Raw genomic sequence first — 15,624 nt, forward strand, 5'->3', positions numbered from 1 at the left:
CCAGGAGATCTTCCCGGAAATCTGTTGTTCACGAGGCGTTGACCTGATGACAAGGCCACTTCTAGCCTGCAAGCGCTGTCATCGATGGCAGCCAAGACGTGAGGAGCACTCATGGCCTTGAGCCGCAGAACCCTGCTCGCGAGCGGCCTCGCCGCCGGAGCCGGGCTCACCAGCGGTTGCGCGGGCAAGCCCTTGGACACCCTGTTGACCCAAGCCGCCCAGGTCCCGCGTACCCCGGCCACGCTCACCTGGTGGGTGTCCGAAATCCCCTCCCGGAACGGCCCCGTGGTGGCGGATCTGATCATCCGCGCCTTCGAGCGCCGTCATCCGCAGATCCGTGTCCGAAAATCGAACGCCCTCAGTACCACCGACAGCAATCGCGCCGCGGTCACCACACAGCTCGCGGGCGCCTCACCCACCCCGGACGTCTATCTCGGGGACACCACCTGGCCGGCCCAGTTCGGCGCCAACTCCCTGGCGCTGCCGTTGCAGAAGCTGCTGCCCAAGGACTTCTGGACGGGGTACCCGGCGGCTCTGCGGCGGGTCAGTGAATACCGCGGCGCCGTGTACGCGCTGCCCTTCTTCACTGACAGCGCCTTCCTCTACTACCGCAAGGACCTGCTGGCCAAGCACGGACGGCCGGTGCCCCGCAGTTGGGAGGAGCTGCTGCGTACCGCGCGCACCATCCAGCGGGCGGGGGACGCGCCGTACGGATTCCTCTGGCAGGGGTCCGTGTCGGAGTCGCTGACCTGCAATGTCGCCGAGTTCCTGGCCGACGCCGAAGCCCCTGTACTGGACGGCGAGGGCCGGGTCGCGCTGAACGGGCCGGGCGCGGAACGGGCCTTCGCGATGATGCGGGAGTTCACCGAGACCGGCGTCACGCCCTCCACGGTCGCCACCTATGTGGAGGCGGACTCGCAGGACGCCTTCACCGGCGGCCGCGGCGTCTTCCTGCGCAACTGGTCCTACGCCTGGGGCAATGCGGCCGACCGTGCGGTCTCCAGGGTGGCGGGCCGGGTCGGTGTCGCGCCCCGCCCCGGCTTCGACGGCGACGGCCCGCGCGGGGTGAGCTGCGCCGGCGGCTGGAGCAACTTCGTCAACCCCAACTCCTCCCACCTCGGGGCCGCTGTCGCTTTTGCCCGGTTCTGCGCCGGTGAGGAGGCGCAGCTGATCCTGCTGAAGAACGCCGGGGTGATTCCGGCGCTCGAAGGCGTACTGACCCGGCCGGAGGCCCGCGCGGTCGGCGATCCGACGCTCACCAGGGTGCGCGAACTGCACCTGGTCGCCCGGCCGGTGCAGACCCCGTACTACCCCCAGGTCAGCAAGGCGCTCTACACCCGGGCCAACGCGGTGATCGGCGGCCGGGCCACGCCCGCCCAGGCCCTGCGTGCCGCCCGCGCCGATATCCGGACCGCCCTGGAAGGCAAGGCGCTGTGAATGCCATGACATCCTCCGCAACACCCGTGTCGCGGCGCCCGGCCCCGGAGCGGCCCGGCCCGCGGACGGCGCCGGCACCGCGCGGCGGCGGCCCGGCCCGGGTGAGCAGACGCCGCCGGGCGCGCACCGGCTGGTTCTTCGCCTCCCCGGCGCTGCTGATCATCACCGCCGTGACGGTCTTCCCGGTGCTCTTCTCGCTGCTGCTCAGCTTGGCCGATGTCCGCCTGGAGTACGGCGGATTCCGCATCCTGTCCCTGACGGGCGACCATTACGCCGCCGTGCTGAGCAGCCCGGAATGGCGCCAGGCGCTCTTCTTCACCTTCGGGTTCACCGCCGTCACCGTGCTGCTGGAGCTGGTGCTGGGCACCGTGGCCGCTCTCGTGCTGGAGCGGCTGGGGGCCGCCCGCGGCTGGGTCCTGGCCGTCCTGCTGCTGCCCTGGGCTCTGATCAATGTCGTCGCCGCCCAGCTGTGGGGCTATCTCTACAACGGCACCTACGGCGGGCTGACCTGGCTCTTCGAGCAGATCCTCGGCCGCCAGCCGGACATTCTCGGGCAACCCGCCTCCGCCATGGGTGCCATGGTGGTGGTCGATGTCTGGAAGACCACACCCTTTGTCGCGATTGTCGTCCTCGCCGGGCTGATGCTGATTCCCGGCGACGTCTACGAGGCGGCAGAGATCGACGGCGCCGGCACCTGGACGACGTTCTGGAAGGTGACCCTGCCGCAACTGCGCCCGATCATGGCCATCGCCGTCCTCTTCCGCATCCTTCAGGCCTTCGGCATCTTCGATCTGCCCTTCGTCCTGACCCAGGGCGGTCCCGGCACCGCCACCGAGTCGCTGGCGATCCTCGGATACAAAACCCTCTTCCAGAACCTCGCCATCGGCCGCGGCGCGGCGGTGGCGACCACCACCGCCGTCATCGTGATCACGTGCTGTCTGCTCTTCCTGCGGGTCTTCAAGACGCAGGCCGACGAAGGAGGGCGGGCATGAGCCGCCGTGCCCCGGCGTCCGGCATCCGCCGGTACGTCAACGCCGTCAACCTCGGCGGTCTGGCGATCGTCGTGCTGTCGGCACTGCCGCTGTACTGGATGATCGTGTCGTCCTTCAAGGGCCCTGGCGAGATCAGTGCCGCACCGCCGACCTTGGTGCCGAAGGCGGCGACGCTCGGCAACTACGCGGAGGCCTTCGTCCGCAACGGCATCGGCCGCTATCTGCTCAACAGCGTGCTGGTGGCGTCGGTTTCCACGGTCGCCGTGCTGGGACTGTCCTTCTTCGCGGGCTACGCACTCGCCCGCACCCCGCTGCGGGGCCGCGGCGCCATCATGACCGCACTGCTGATGCTGTCCGTCTTCCCGCCGATCGCGCTGGTCGTTCCGCTCTTCCTGCTGGAGCGGCAGCTGGGGCTGCTCAACAGCTACGCGGGCCTGATCGTGCCCTATGTCGCGCTGAACCTGCCGTTCGCCATCTGGATCATGCGCAACTACCTGGTCGGTGTCCCCCGTGAGCTGGAGGAGGCGGCGACCGTCGACGGCGCGGGACCGCTGCGTACGGTCCTGACCGTCATCGCACCCCTGGCCCGGCCGGGACTGTTCACCGCGGGGATCTTCACCTTCACCGCGACCTGGTCGGAGTTCCTGCTGGCGCTGACCTTCAACAGCGAGGACGGCCACCGCACCGTTCCGGTCGGCATCGCCCTGTTCACCAGCCAGTACACGGTCCCCTACGGGACGCTGTTCGCGGGAGCCGTGGCGGCGACCGTACCCATCGGCGTCCTGGTCATGATCTTCCGCCGCTCGATCGTCTCGGGCATGACCTCAGGGGCGGTGAAGGGATGAGGCCGGCGCCCCCAAGGCCCGCTCACCCCGCCGCACCCGACCGCACCCGGCGCCGCACCGCGCCGTATTCCTCCCCCAGCCACCGCTGGGAGGCGCCCCCACGCGACCGCTCACGCATCGAAAGGCCTCCACGTGACCGCACAGCACCTCGGCTCCGACCGCAACACCACCGACTGGTGGCGGCAGGCTGTCGTCTACCAGGTGTATCCGCGCAGCTTCGCCGACGCCGACGGCGACGGCATCGGTGACCTCCCCGGTGTGACCTCCCGGCTGCCCTACCTCGCCGACCTGGGCGTGGACGCCGTCTGGCTGAGCCCCTTCTACCCCTCACAGCTGGCCGACGGCGGCTATGACGTCGACGACTACCGCAATGTCGACCCGCGTCTCGGCACCCTCGACGACTTCGACGCCATGGTGGCCGAGGCGCACCGCCTGGGCCTCAAGGTGATGGTGGACATCGTGCCCAACCACTCCTCCGACCAGCACCTCTGGTTCCAGGAGGCGTTGGCCGCCGAGCCCGGATCCGCCGCGCGGGAGCGCTATGTCTTCCGTGCGGGCAAGGGCGAGCTGGGCGAGCTGCCGCCCACCGACTGGGTCTCCTGCTTCGGCGGACCCGCCTGGAGCCGGCTGCCCGACGGCTGGTGGTACCTCCACCTCTTCGCCCCCGAGCAGCCCGACTTCAACTGGGACAACCCCGAGGTCCGCGCGGACTTCCGGCACACCCTGCGCTTCTGGTCCGACCGCGGTGTCGACGGCTTCCGGGTCGATGTGGCCCACGGCCTGGCCAAGGACCTGGCCGCGCCGCTCCGTGACATCGGCACCGTCGAGGGGTACACGCCGGGAGACCTGCCCGAGGACGGCAGCCACCCCTTCTGGGACCGCGACGAGGTGCACGACATCTTCCGCGACTGGCGCAAGGTCTTCAACGAGTACGACCCGCCGCGGGTCGCCGTCGCCGAGGCCTGGGTGCGCAGCTCCCGCCGTACCGCGTACGCCACCCCGCAGGAACTCGGCCAGGCCTTCAACTTCGACTTCCTCAAGGCCCCGTTGCGCGCCGGGGAACTGCGCGCCTCCATCGACACCGCACTCGCCGACGCACGCGCGGCCGGGGCGACCGCGACCTGGGTCCTCTCCAACCACGATGTGATCCGGCACGCCTCCCGGTACGGCCTGCCGGACGGCCGGGACGAGGAGGCCTGGCTGCTCTCCGACGGCCAGGAGCCCGTCCTGGACCGGGAGTTCGGGCTGCGCCGGGCGCTGGCCGCGACCCTGCTGATGCTGGCGCTGCCGGGCTCCGGCTATGTCTACCAGGGCGAGGAACTGGGGCTTCCCGAGGTCGCGGGCCTCTCCCGGGACAGCCTCCAGGACCCGGTGTGGACCCGGAGCGGAGGCCGGCTGAAGGGCCGGGACGGCTGCCGGGTGCCGCTGCCGTGGCGGCGCGAGGGCAGCTCGTACGGGTTCGGCAGCGGGGGTTCCTGGCTGCCGCAGCCGGCGGGCTGGGGCGAGTTGTCCGTCGAGGCGCAGCAGGGTGCGGCGTCCGCACCTCTGGAGCTGTACCGCACGGCGCTGGCCACCCGCCGCCGGCTGCTGGCCGACGAGGCGCTGGAATGGGCCGACGAGGCACCGGCCGCCGGCCCGGACGTACTGCACTTCCGCCGCTCGGGCGGCTGGGAGTGCGTGGCGAACCTGTCGGACGAGCCCCGGCCGCTGCCGGCCGGCGAGGTGCTGCTGTCCTCCGCACCGGTCCACGGCGACGAACTGCCGCCGTGGACGACGGTCTGGCTGCACACCACGACGTCCTGATCCCGCGCGCCGTGGGGACCTCTCAGGCGATCAGCGCCGCCAGGTCCCCACGGGCGCGGTCCGCGACGGACCGGTCGTAGCGCCGCAGCAGCAGACGGGCCAGCTCGGGCGCGGCGCCCAGTACGGGGGCGAGGACATCGGCGCGGGCCTCGCGGGCCCCGGCGGCGATCCGGTCCGGGAGGAAACCGGGGGCGATGACGTACGGGGCGACGGCCACCCGGCCGACGCCCTCGGCACGCAGTTCCCGCACCGCGTCGGCCGTACGGGGCAGAGATGCGGAGGCGAACGCAGGTCGCACGGCACACCAACCAGCGGTGTGCCGCCACTCCCGCGCGATTTCAGCGATCACTGCGATCGCCTCCGGGTCGGAGGAGCCCGCCGAGGCCAGGACGACCCCGGTCGAGCGACGGTCGCCGGGCCGCAGCCCGGCCTGGGCCAGCCGGCGCTCCAGCGCGTCGGTCAGCAGTGACGAGGGGCCCAGCACATCGGCCTGGCGGACGGTCAGCAGGGGCAGCCGCGCCGTCGCCTCCCGCAGCACCGACGGGATGTCGGACTTCGCATGGAAGGCACGCGTCAGCAGCAGCGGCAGCGCCACCACCTCCCGGACTCCTTCTGCCGACAGACGCTCCAGCACCCGCGGCACCCGGGGCGCGTTGAAGTCGAGATAGCCGACCTCGACGCGCAGCCCGGGGCGCAGCGACCGGACCCGCGCGCAGAGCGCGGAGACGGTCGCCGCGTGCCGCGGATCGCGGCTGCCGTGGGCGATGACGAGAAGCGTGGGGCGTGCGTCCATGGTTCAGCTCTTCACGAGGAGGCCGCGGCTGCGCAGCACCCGGCGTTCGACCGGGGCGAAGATCAGCAGCTCGATGCCGATACCGACGATGAGGATGAGAAGGATCGCGGCGAGTACCCAGGACATGTCCTGGAGCTCACGGCCCTGTTCCAGCAGCTGGCCCAGACCGGTGCCCAGATCGGGCGCGTTGACGATGAGCTCGGCGGCCATCAGGGAACGCCAGGAGAACGCCCAGCCCTGCTTGAGCCCGGCGATATAGCCCGGCAGCGCGGCCGGGAGCAGCACATGCCGGACACCCGCGAGACCCGTGGCGCCGATGGTGCGGCCCGCCCGCAGGTAGAGCGGGGAGATCTGGTCGACACCGGCCACCAGCCCGTTGGCGATCGACGGGACCGCGCCGAGCAGCACCACCGCGTAGATCGTGGCGTCGCTCAGCCCGAACCAGATGATCGCGGCCGGGACCCAGGCCACCGAGGGCAGGGACTGGAGACCGCTCAGGATCGGACCGATCGCGGCCCGTACGGCCTTGACCTGGGCCACGATCAGTCCGAGGACCGTACCGATGGCCACCGAGGCCACGAATCCGAGGGCGCCGCGGGAGACGCTGGTCCACACGAAGCTCAGCAGGGTGCCTTCGAGCCACTTCTGCTGAAGCGAGCGGCCGACGTCGACGGGGCTCGGCAGCAGATAGTGCGGCTTCAGCTCGAAGTGGTAGGCCAGCTGCCACAGCCCGAGCACGATGACGATGGCGACGAGGGGAGGGAACGCCTTCGAGACGACGGTACGCAGCCACGGCTGCCGGTCGACGACCCGGGATTCGAGGGCGTCGAGCCCGGCCTCCAGGCCGGCGATGTCACCGGCCCCGGGGGCGTTGGTGCCCGCCGCGGTGTCCTTGCCCTTCGCTGCGGTGGACGGGTCCTTGGTCTCAGTGCTGGCCATGGCGGCGGATCTCCCCACGGAGCTGTTCGGTGATCTCGATGGAAAGGTCGGCGACCGCGGAGTCCTCGATGCGGCGCGGCTGCGGGATGTCCACCCGCCACTCGCGGGCGATCTTGCCGGGGCGGGAGGACAGCAGCACCACCCGCTCGGCGAGCCGCACGGCCTCACGGACGTTGTGGGTGACGAAGAGGACCGACAGGTTGGTCTCGCGCCAGATGCGGGTCAGCTCGTCGTGCAGCACATCGCGGGTGATCGCGTCGAGCGCGGCGAACGGCTCGTCCATCAGCAGCAGTTGACTGTCCTGGGCGAGCGCACGGGCCATCGCCACGCGCTGGCGCATACCGCCCGACAGCTCGTGCACCCGCTTGCCGTGGGCGCCCTTGAGCCGGACGAGCTCCAGCAGCCGCTCGGCCTCGTCGCGGCGCTCCGCACGCGGCACCCCGCGCAGCCGCAGCGCCAGTTCGATGTTGCGTCCCGCGGTCAGCCACGGGAACAGCGCATGTTCCTGGAACATCAGGGCCGGCCGGCCGCCGGGCGTCTCGATGGCGCCGGCGGACGGCGCGTCGAGACCGGCCACGAGGTTGAGGAGAGTGGACTTTCCGCAGCCCGAGGCCCCCAGGAGGCAGACGAATTCGCCGGGCGCCACGTCGATGCTGATGTCGTCCAGGACATGCTGCTGTGCGCCGGTGCGGCCGAACGACTTCGAGACATGGTCGATGCGGGCCGCGTACGGCACGGTGGTGCCCGTGTCCGCCGTGGCGGGCTGCTGCTTGGTGAGCGTGGTGGTCGTCATCGGTGTCACCTCCTGGGGAGTGCGGTGCTGCGGGCGGGGGTTACTTGCTGCCGAGTCCGGCGTCGTCGACCGGCGGCTTGCCCTGGGACTTGAGCACCTTGTTCAGCAGGGTGAGGTCGTAGATGCCCTTGAGGTCGGGCTTCTTGAGCAGGCCCGCCTTGACGGCGTGGTCGGCCTCCTGCTGGAGGGTGGCGGCCAGCGGGTCATCGGTGACGTCGACGTTCTTGACGGCCGGGTCGATGACGTTGTCCGGCAGCGCCTTGCCGGCGATGTCCGGGGAGGAGAGCTTGTCGTTGAGGGCCTTCTTCGCCTCGGCCGGGTGCGACCGGATCCAGGCGTTGGTCTTCACCGACGCACGCAGCACCGCCTCGACGGCCTTCGGGTGCTCCTTGAGGAACTTCTGCGAGACGATCATGTTCGTGATGACGAACTTCCCGTCCTTCCACAGCTTCTTCTCGTCCAGGAGCGTCTTGCCGCCCTCGGCGACGAGCTTGGAAGCGGTGGGCTCGGGCACCCAGGCGCCGTCGATGTCGCCCTGCTGGAAGGCCGTCGGCGTCACCTTGTTGTCGGTGCGCTGGACGGTGACATCACCCTTGCCGGTGGTGGCGTCGACCTTGAGGCCCTTCTCGGACAGGTAGTTCAGCAGCGCGACGTCCTGGGTGTTGCCCAGCTGCGGGGTCGCGATCGTCTTGCCCTTGAGATCGTTCAGGCTCTTGACCTTCTTGGGGTTGACCACCAGCGAGACACCGCCGGAGGCCGAACCGCCGATGATCTTCAGGCTCTTGCCGTGCGACTTGGCGTAGCCGTTGATCGCGGGGGAGGGGCCGATCCAGCCGATGTCGATGGCGCCCGAGTTGAGCGCCTCGATCTCGGCGGGGCCCGCGTTGAAGGGGGCGGCCTTCACTTCGGTGCCGCCCAGTTCCTTCTGGAACGCGCCGTTCTGGAGGCCGACCAGGGGAGTGGCGTGGGTGGTGTTGCCGAAGAACCCGATCGTGACGTGATCGAGCCCGTCGGTCTTCGCGCCCTTGGGGGCGACACCGGCCGCTGTGTCCTTCTTTGCCTCGGAGCCGTAGCCGCAGGCGCCCAGCGCCCCGGTCAGGAGCGGGACGGTGACGGCGGCCGCGAGCAGGCGGTGACGAACGGCAGACACGGGAGGTGGTCCTCTCGGAGGGCCGGGTCAGTACGCGCCTTCTATGGCGCGCCCGGCAGATCGATGGATCTTCGGAAGGGAGGTGTGGGGGATACGGAGCCGTGCATCGTCAGCACACACATCGGCCGACTCCGCCCTGCCCGCTGCCCAGGGCGCCGCTGCCGATGCGGCCGCCCTCCTTCGCGAAGGTCGAGAAAACGTCCTTGAGCATGCTCAGAAGTCCCATCCCTCGTCGTCCGCGCTCTCGGCCGGAGCGGCCTCCGCGGCCGCTTCCGCAAAGGCGGTGCCCGCCATGCCCGCGGTCAGCGTCGTGCCGTCCGCCGGGTCGATCAGCAGGAACGAGCCGGTGCGGCGGGAGTCGGCGTAGGCGTCCAGGGCCAGCGGCTCCGCCGTGCGGACGACGATCCGTCCGATGTCGTTGGCGGCCAGCTCACCGGGCGCGGGGTGCTGGGAGAGGTCGTCCAGCGTCAGCCGGGACGGGATGTCCTTGACGATCGCCTTGACCGTACGGGTGGTGTGCTTGAGCAGCACCCGGTCGCCGACCTTCAGCGGACGGTCCGCCACATGGCAGATGGTCGCCTCGATGTCCTGCGAGACGCCCGGCGCGGTGGCCGTCGGGGCGATCAGGTCACCGCGCGAGATGTCCAGGTCATCGGTGAGCCGGACGGTCACCGACTGCGGCGCCCAGGCGACGTCCACGGCCTGGCCGAGCGTGTCGATCGCCTCGATCGTGCTCGTCCGGCCCGAGGGCAGGACGGTGACGGGGTCGCCGACGCGCAGCACACCGGAGGCGATCTGGCCCGCGTAGCCGCGGTAGTCGGGGTGTTCGGCGGTCTGCGGACGGATCACGTACTGGACCGGGAAACGGCCGGGGTCGTCCGAGGGGTCGGCGACGACGGGCACGGTCTCCAGGTGCTCCAGCACGGTCGGGCCGCCGTACCAGTCCATGTTCGCCGACGGCGCCACGACGTTGTCGCCGGCCAGCGCCGAGATCGGGATCGCGGTGATCTCCGGGACGCCCAGCGAGGCCGCGTACGTCGTGAACTCCTCGGCGATGGCGGCGAAGACGGGCTCGGCGTAGTCGACCAGGTCCATCTTGTTGACGGCCAGCACGACATGCGGGACGCGCAGCAGGGCGGCGACCGCGGCGTGCCGGCGGGTCTGCTCGACCACGCCGTTGCGGGCGTCGACCAGCACCACGGCCAGCTCGGCGGTGGAGGCGCCGGTGACCATGTTGCGGGTGTACTGCACATGCCCGGGGGTGTCCGCCAGGATGAAGCGGCGCCGCGGGGTGGCGAAGTAGCGGTAGGCGACATCGATGGTGATGCCCTGCTCGCGCTCGGCGCGCAGCCCGTCGGTCAGCAGCGCCAGGTCCGGCGCCTCCTGGCCGCGGCCCAGCGAGGCCCGCTCGACGGCCTCGAGCTGGTCGGTGAGCACCGACTTGGAGTCGTGCAGCAGCCGGCCCACCAGCGTCGACTTGCCGTCGTCGACGGACCCGGCAGTGGCGAACCGCAGCAGCGAGGTGGCACCCGCGTCGACGATGTCCTCAACAGCATTGGTGGTGCTCATGGTTAGAAGTACCCCTCGCGCTTGCGGTCCTCCATGGCGGCCTCGGACATCTTGTCGTCGGCCCTCGTTGCGCCCCGCTCGGTGAGCCGGGAGGCGGCGATCTCCGCGATGACGGCCTCGATCGTGTCGGCGTCGGAGTCGACGGCGCCGGTGCAGGACATGTCGCCGACGGTGCGGTAGCGCACCTGCCGCCGCTCCAGGCTCTCGCCGTCCTTGGGGCCGCCCCACTCGCCGGGCGCCAGCCACATGCCGCTGCGGGCGAAGACCTCGCGCTCGTGGGCGTAGTAGATGGCGGGCAGTTCGATCTTCTCGCGGGCGATGTACTGCCACACGTCCAGCTCGGTCCAGTTGGACAGCGGGAAGACCCGGACATGCTCACCGGGCGAGTGCTTGCCGTTGTAGAGCTGCCACAGCTCGGGGCGCTGCCGGCGCGGGTCCCAGCCGCCGAACTCGTCGCGCAGCGAGAAGACCCGCTCCTTGGCGCGCGCCTTCTCCTCGTCCCGGCGGCCGCCGCCGAAGACCGCGTCAAAGCGGCCCTTCTCGATGGCGTCCAGCAGCGGGACGGTCTGGAGCGGGTTACGGGTGCCGTCGGGGCGCTCGCGCAGCTCACCGCGGTCGATGAAGTCCTGTACGGAGGCGACGTGCAGCCGCAGGCCGTGCCGCTCCACGGCGCGGTCGCGGTAGTCGAGGACCTCGGGGAAGTTGTGCCCGGTGTCGACGTGCAGCAGCGAGAACGGCACCGCGGCCGGCGCGAACGCCTTCAGCGCGAGGTGCAGCATGACGATGGAGTCCTTGCCGCCGGAGAACAGGATCACGGGCCGCTCGAACTCACCCGCCACCTCACGGAAGATGTGCACCGCCTCGGACTCCAGGGCGTCCAGGTGCGACAGGGCGTACGGGTTGTCGAGGTCGTCGGTCACGGCAGCGATGGTGGTCATGCCAGTCCCCTTTCGGTGAGCAGCGTGTGCAGCGCCGCCGCGGACTCCTGCACGGTCTGGGTGTGCGACTCGATGCGCAGATCGGGCGACTCGGGCGCCTCGTAGGGATCGTCCACGCCGGTCAGACCGGAGATCTCACCGGCCGCCTGCTTGGCGTACAGACCCTTCACATCCCGCTCGGAGCACACCTCGACGGGCGTGGCCACATGCACCTCCAGGTAGGCGGTGCCCTCGGTCTGGTGGCGCTTGCGGACGGCCTCCCGGCTGTCCGCGTACGGCGCGATCACCGGCACCAGCGTCTTGACGCCGTTGCTCGCCAGCAGTTCGGCCACGAAGCCGATGCGCTGGACGTTGGTGTGCCGGTCCTCGCGGGTGAAACCGAGGCCCGCGGAGAGGAACTCGCGGATCTCGTCGCCGTCGAGCACCTCGACGCGATGGCCGTCGCCGCGCAGCCGGCCGGCCAGCTCGTGCGCAAGGGTCGTCTTGCCCGCGCTCGGCAGACCGGTCAGCCAGATCGTGGCGCCCGTCATGGATATCTCCTGATGCTCGGTCATCCGTGCAGCCCGCACTCGGTCTTGTTGCTGCCGGCCCAGCGGCCGGCCCTGACGTCCTCGCCCTCCAGCACCCGGCGGGTGCAGGGCGCGCAGCCGACGGAGGCGTAGCCGTCCGTCAGCAGCGGGTTGGTGAGCACTCCGTGCTCGGCCACGTACGCGTCCACGTCGGCCTGCGTCCAGCGGGCGATCGGCGAGACCTTCACCTTCTGGCGCTTGGGGTCCCAGCCGACGACCGGGGTGTTCGCCCGGGTGGGCGACTCGTCCCGGCGCAGCCCCGTCGCCCAGGCGTCGTAGGCGGTCAGGCCCTCTTCGAGGGGCTTGACCTTGCGCAGTGCGCAGCACAGGTCCGGGTTGCGGTCGTGCAGCTTCGGGCCGTGCTCGGCGTCCTGCTCGGCCACCGTCTGACGCGGTGTCAGGGTGATGAGATTGACGTCCATCACCTCGGCCACGGCGTCCCGCGTCCCGAGGGTCTCCGGGAAGTGGTAGCCGGTGTCCAGGAAGACCACGTCCACGCCGGGGAAGGCGCGCGAGGCCAGATGCGCGACGACCGCGTCCTCCATCGAGGAGGTGACGCAGAAGCGCGGGCCGAAGGTCTCGGCGGCCCACGTGAGGATCTCCAGGGCGGGCGCGTCCTCCAGGTCGCGGCCCGCCTGCTCGGCCAGCTGCTGGAGGTCGGCTGCGGTGGTAGTGGTGGTCACGACTCGCCTCCGTCGGGTGCGGCAGGGGTCTTGCCGGTCAGCCCCTGGGCCAGCAGGCCCAGGAACTTCAGCCGGAACGCCCGGCTACAGGACCGGCATTCCCAGGCGCCATGGCCTTCCTCGGAAGGCTGTAGGTCCTCGTCCCCGCAGTACGGGCAGTAGAACGGCGCGGCACGTTCACTCACGGCGTCCCCCGCTCAGCCTCGGCGCGCTCGGATGCGCCGGCTTCCCTCGTCACTGCTCGTTCCTTCGTCACTGCGCGGCTTCTCAGTCCAGCCGGCGCCGCGCGCCGAGGCTCGCTCACTTCAGCGCACCCTCTTCCGCACGGGCCGCCCACTGGGCGAACCGCTCGTCGTCCGTGCGCTGCGACTCGAAGTTGCGCAGCACCCGCTCGACGTAGTCGGGGAGTTCGTCGGCGGTGACCTTCAGGCCGCGGACCTTGCGGCCGAAGCCGGCCTCCAGGCCCAGCGCGCCGCCCAGGTGCACCTGGTAGCCCTCGACCTGGTTGCCGTCGTCGTCCAGGACCAGCTGGCCCTTGAGGCCGATGTCCGCGACCTGGATACGGGCGCAGGCGTTCGGGCAGCCGTTGAGGTTGATGGTGACCGGCTCCTGGAAGTCCGGCATCCGGCGCTCCAGCTCGTCGATGAGCGAGGCGCCCCGGCCCTTGGTCTCGACGATGGCGAGCTTGCAGAACTCGATACCGGTGCAGGCCATCGTGCCGCGCCGGAACGGCGAGGGGTTGACCTGGAAGTCCAGCGCCTCCAGCCCGGCGACGAGCGAGTCGACCTGGTCCTGCGTCACATCGAGGATGATCATCTTCTGCTCGACGGTGGTGCGCAGCCGGTCGGAGCCGTGGTCGGCGGCCAGTTCGGCGATCTTGGTGAGGGTGGTGCCGTCGACCCGGCCGACGCGCGGGGCGAAGCCCACGTAGAAGCGGCCGTCCTGCTGCTGGTGCACACCGATGTGGTCGCGCCACTTGGAGACCGGCTCCTCGGGCGCGGGGCCGTCGGCCAGCTTGCGCTGGAGGTACTCGTCCTCCAGCACCTGGCGGAACTTCTCCGGACCCCAGTCCGCCATCAGGAACTTCAGCCGGGCGCGGGTGCGCAGCCGGCGGTAGCCGTAGTCGCGGAAGATGCCGACGACACCGGCCCAGACGTCCGCGACCTCGTCCAGCGGCACCCAGGTGCCCAGGCGCTGGGCGAGCTTGGGGTTGGTGGACAGGCCGCCGCCGACCCAGAGGTCGAAGCCGGGGCCGTGTTCGGGGTGGACGACGCCGACGAAGGCCACGTCGTTGATCTCGTGGACCACGTCCTGGACGGGGGAGCCGGAGATCGCGGTCTTGAACTTGCGCGGCAGGTTGGAGAACTCCTTGCTGCCGATGTAGCGGTCGTGGATCTCGTCGACGGCGGGGGTGCCGTCGAGGATCTCGTCCGCCGCGATGCCGGCCACCGGGGAGCCGATGATCACGCGCGGGCAGTCACCGCAGGCCTCGGTCGTGGAGAGCCCGACGGCCTCCAGCTTCTCCCAGATGGCGGGGACGTCCTCGATGCGGATCCAGTGCAGCTGGATGTTCTGCCGGTCGGTGATGTCCGCGGTGCCGCGGGCGTACTGCTCCGAGACCTCGCCGATCGCACGCAGCTGGGCCACGGACAGCCGCCCGCCGTCGACGCGGACCCGCAGCATGAAGTACTTGTCGTCCAGCTCCTCCGGCTCCAGGATCGCGGTCTTGCCGCCGTCGATCCCGGGCTTGCGCTGGGTGTACAGGCCCCACCAACGCATCCGCCCGCGCAGGTCGTTGGGGTCGATGGAGTCAAAACCGGACTTGGAGTAGATCGTCTCAATGCGTGTCCGCACATTGAGACCGTCGTCGTCCTTCTTGAACTGCTCGTTGCCGTTGAGCGGTGTGTGGTGGCCAACGGCCCACTGGCCCTCGCCGCGGTGGCGTCCGGCCTTGCGGCGGGTCGTGGCAGCTGCGGGGAGTTCGGGGGAGGCGGCCATGGGTGTACGTCCTTCTGGGCGGGCTCAAAAAAAGCGGACGGGGCGCTGGACACCCGCGGTGACCTGCGCAGACATACCGAAAGGCGGCGCGTGGCACACGCGTCGGGAAGGTCTGCGGATCGAGGGGGTCAGCGCGTCCGCAACGGTGGGGACGGCGTGAGGTTCGGTGGTGCTGGGTGCTGCCCGGGGCCGAAGACCCCTGGGGAATACAGCCTCAGCCCGCCCGACAAATGGCGCTGGACATGCGGCCGAGGTCGACGTGCCGCCGACTCACCAAGGCAATTCCAGCTCGAGACATGACGGAAGCGTGTCACGCCGCTCTCCGGCCAGTCCACCGTTATCCAGAGTTTGGACACCTCTGTCCCGCATCGCGAGACGGTGTGGTGTCGATCACTCCCCGGCGGGCGTGCCGGCGGTGGTGGGCCCCGCGCCGGGCCAGGGTCCGGGAGCCGGTACGTCGGGCTCCTCGGTCACCGTGGTGTCGTACAGCCGGAAGCCGCGCCGCTGGTAGTTGGCCATCGCATGCGGACCGTCCTTGCTGCACGTATGCACCCACACCCGCTCGGTCGGCGCCAGCCCCGGCCACCGCTCGGCCAGGTCCCAGGCCCGCTCGATCCCGTATGCGAGCAGATGCCCGCCGATCCGGCGCCCCCGGAAATCCGGGAGGAGCCCGAAGTAGGTGATCTCCACCGAGCCGTCCGCGTCCGCCGCCAGCTCGATGAACCCGGCGGGGGTGCCGCGCTCGTACGCCACCCAGGTCTCCACGCCGGGGCGCCCGAGGTGTGCCGCCCACTGGGCGTACGGCCACGTCAGCCGGTCGGTCCAGGTGACGTCCCCGCCGACCGCCGTGTAGAGGAAGCGGCTGAATTCGGGCGATGGCACCTCGGACCGGATGATACGGACGTCCTGCTCGGCCGCCGGTCCCGTGGCGGGGGACAGATCGGTGCGCGAGGTCTGTTCGAGGTACCACGTGGTGACCGAGAGGCTCATGGGGCCAGCACATCACACCGGGATCCGGGGCCCGGGCCCGGCCCTGGGGGCGGGAGGGGCGGGGGAGCGGGCGGTGCGGAGGACCGTCGTCCCGAATCGTGAGACACCGGCTCACAGTGTGGGGC

General features: G+C 70.7%; 16 protein-coding genes. 4 read left to right on the forward strand and 12 right to left on the reverse strand.

Annotated elements, in window-relative coordinates:
* Positions 1-111 precede the first annotated feature (111 nt).
* The 4 genes from M8I34_RS04275 (at position 112) to M8I34_RS04290 (ending at position 5,077) form a co-directional block, all read left to right on the forward strand.
* Positions 112-1,437 (forward strand): ABC transporter substrate-binding protein, encoded by a 1,326-nt coding sequence (locus tag M8I34_RS04275; RefSeq protein WP_250047948.1) that lies wholly within the window; start codon positions 112-114, stop codon positions 1,435-1,437.
* A gap of 5 nt (positions 1,438-1,442) precedes the next feature.
* Positions 1,443-2,429 carry a carbohydrate ABC transporter permease gene (locus M8I34_RS04280; RefSeq protein ID WP_250047949.1) on the forward strand — a complete coding sequence of 329 codons (987 nt, stop codon included), beginning with the start codon at positions 1,443-1,445 and terminating at the stop codon, positions 2,427-2,429.
* The gene (locus M8I34_RS04285; protein ID WP_250047950.1) at positions 2,426-3,274 is read left to right on the forward strand and encodes a carbohydrate ABC transporter permease; all 849 of its coding nucleotides are present in this window, start codon (positions 2,426-2,428) and stop codon (positions 3,272-3,274) included. Before M8I34_RS04280 ends, M8I34_RS04285 begins: the two co-directional genes overlap by 4 nt.
* A gap of 132 nt (positions 3,275-3,406) precedes the next feature.
* Positions 3,407-5,077: a glycoside hydrolase family 13 protein gene (locus M8I34_RS04290; RefSeq protein ID WP_250047951.1), complete on the forward strand. Its 1,671-nt coding sequence runs from the start codon at positions 3,407-3,409 to the stop codon at positions 5,075-5,077.
* A 22-nt stretch (positions 5,078-5,099) separates the two neighbouring features.
* Here M8I34_RS04290 and M8I34_RS04295 read toward each other — a convergent pair whose 3' ends face one another.
* The 12 genes from M8I34_RS04295 to M8I34_RS04345 all read right to left on the reverse strand — a co-directional run bounded on the left by M8I34_RS04295 (position 5,100) and on the right by M8I34_RS04345 (position 15,499).
* The gene (locus M8I34_RS04295; protein WP_250047952.1) at positions 5,100-5,870 is read right to left on the reverse strand and encodes a sirohydrochlorin chelatase; all 771 of its coding nucleotides are present in this window, start codon (positions 5,868-5,870) and stop codon (positions 5,100-5,102) included.
* Positions 5,871-5,873: 3 nt separating this feature from the next.
* The gene (locus tag M8I34_RS04300) at positions 5,874-6,809 is read right to left on the reverse strand and encodes an ABC transporter permease (protein WP_250047953.1); all 936 of its coding nucleotides are present in this window, start codon (positions 6,807-6,809) and stop codon (positions 5,874-5,876) included.
* On the reverse strand, positions 6,796-7,602 hold the full coding sequence (locus M8I34_RS04305; protein ID WP_244418108.1) for an ABC transporter ATP-binding protein: 807 nt from the start codon (positions 7,600-7,602) through the stop codon (positions 6,796-6,798). Before M8I34_RS04305 ends, M8I34_RS04300 begins: the two co-directional genes overlap by 14 nt.
* Before the next feature lie 40 nt (positions 7,603-7,642).
* The gene (locus M8I34_RS04310) at positions 7,643-8,752 is read right to left on the reverse strand and encodes an aliphatic sulfonate ABC transporter substrate-binding protein (RefSeq protein WP_250047954.1); all 1,110 of its coding nucleotides are present in this window, start codon (positions 8,750-8,752) and stop codon (positions 7,643-7,645) included.
* A gap of 213 nt (positions 8,753-8,965) precedes the next feature.
* Entirely contained in the window at positions 8,966-10,321 is a 1,356-nt protein-coding gene (locus M8I34_RS04315; RefSeq protein WP_250047955.1) for a sulfate adenylyltransferase subunit 1, read from the reverse strand.
* Positions 10,322-10,323: 2 nt separating this feature from the next.
* Positions 10,324-11,259: a sulfate adenylyltransferase subunit CysD gene (cysD, locus tag M8I34_RS04320; protein WP_250047956.1), complete on the reverse strand. Its 936-nt coding sequence runs from the start codon at positions 11,257-11,259 to the stop codon at positions 10,324-10,326.
* Complete coding sequence (gene cysC / locus M8I34_RS04325) at positions 11,256-11,789, reverse strand: adenylyl-sulfate kinase (RefSeq protein WP_250047957.1); 534 nt, start codon at positions 11,787-11,789, stop codon at positions 11,256-11,258. Before cysC ends, cysD begins: the two co-directional genes overlap by 4 nt.
* Positions 11,790-11,809: 20 nt before the next feature.
* Positions 11,810-12,511, reverse strand: coding sequence for a phosphoadenylyl-sulfate reductase (locus M8I34_RS04330; RefSeq protein ID WP_244418103.1), 702 nt, complete (start codon positions 12,509-12,511; stop codon positions 11,810-11,812).
* Complete coding sequence (locus M8I34_RS04335) at positions 12,508-12,696, reverse strand: hypothetical protein (RefSeq protein ID WP_030075988.1); 189 nt, start codon at positions 12,694-12,696, stop codon at positions 12,508-12,510. Before M8I34_RS04335 ends, M8I34_RS04330 begins: the two co-directional genes overlap by 4 nt.
* 115 nt (positions 12,697-12,811) lie before the next feature.
* Positions 12,812-14,509 carry a nitrite/sulfite reductase gene (locus M8I34_RS04340; RefSeq protein ID WP_244418102.1) on the reverse strand — a complete coding sequence of 566 codons (1,698 nt, stop codon included), beginning with the start codon at positions 14,507-14,509 and terminating at the stop codon, positions 12,812-12,814.
* Positions 14,510-14,723: 214 nt separating this feature from the next.
* A complete protein-coding gene (locus M8I34_RS41830) occupies positions 14,724-14,807 on the reverse strand; it encodes a putative leader peptide (RefSeq protein WP_350257049.1) in 84 nt (27 codons plus the stop codon).
* 92 nt (positions 14,808-14,899) lie between these two features.
* Positions 14,900-15,499, reverse strand: coding sequence for a GNAT family N-acetyltransferase (locus M8I34_RS04345; protein ID WP_250047958.1), 600 nt, complete (start codon positions 15,497-15,499; stop codon positions 14,900-14,902).
* Between the last annotated feature and the right edge of the window lie 125 nt (positions 15,500-15,624).

Origin of the sequence: Streptomyces sp. MCA2, from assembly GCF_023544705.1 — a bacterium.
Lineage (GTDB): Bacteria > Actinomycetota > Actinomycetes > Streptomycetales > Streptomycetaceae > Streptomyces > Streptomyces decoyicus.

What these genes read in the sequence shown, in the direction of transcription:
- M8I34_RS04280 (WP_250047949.1), top strand. Translation starts at nt 1,443, where the DNA reads ATGACATCCTCCGCAACACCCGTGTCGCGGCGCCCGGCCCCGGAGCGG.
- M8I34_RS04345 (WP_250047958.1), bottom strand. Translation starts at nt 15,499, where the DNA reads ATGAGCCTCTCGGTCACCACGTGGTACCTCGAACAGACCTCGCGCACC.
- cysC (WP_250047957.1), bottom strand. Translation starts at nt 11,789, where the DNA reads ATGACGGGCGCCACGATCTGGCTGACCGGTCTGCCGAGCGCGGGCAAG.
- M8I34_RS04340 (WP_244418102.1), bottom strand. Translation starts at nt 14,509, where the DNA reads ATGGCCGCCTCCCCCGAACTCCCCGCAGCTGCCACGACCCGCCGCAAG.
- M8I34_RS04305 (WP_244418108.1), bottom strand. Translation starts at nt 7,602, where the DNA reads ATGACGACCACCACGCTCACCAAGCAGCAGCCCGCCACGGCGGACACG.
- M8I34_RS04295 (WP_250047952.1), bottom strand. Translation starts at nt 5,870, where the DNA reads ATGGACGCACGCCCCACGCTTCTCGTCATCGCCCACGGCAGCCGCGAT.
- M8I34_RS04275 (WP_250047948.1), top strand. Translation starts at nt 112, where the DNA reads ATGGCCTTGAGCCGCAGAACCCTGCTCGCGAGCGGCCTCGCCGCCGGA.
- M8I34_RS04315 (WP_250047955.1), bottom strand. Translation starts at nt 10,321, where the DNA reads ATGAGCACCACCAATGCTGTTGAGGACATCGTCGACGCGGGTGCCACC.
- M8I34_RS04285 (WP_250047950.1), top strand. Translation starts at nt 2,426, where the DNA reads ATGAGCCGCCGTGCCCCGGCGTCCGGCATCCGCCGGTACGTCAACGCC.
- M8I34_RS04300 (WP_250047953.1), bottom strand. Translation starts at nt 6,809, where the DNA reads ATGGCCAGCACTGAGACCAAGGACCCGTCCACCGCAGCGAAGGGCAAG.
- M8I34_RS41830 (WP_350257049.1), bottom strand. Translation starts at nt 14,807, where the DNA reads ATGTCTCGAGCTGGAATTGCCTTGGTGAGTCGGCGGCACGTCGACCTC.
- cysD (WP_250047956.1), bottom strand. Translation starts at nt 11,259, where the DNA reads ATGACCACCATCGCTGCCGTGACCGACGACCTCGACAACCCGTACGCC.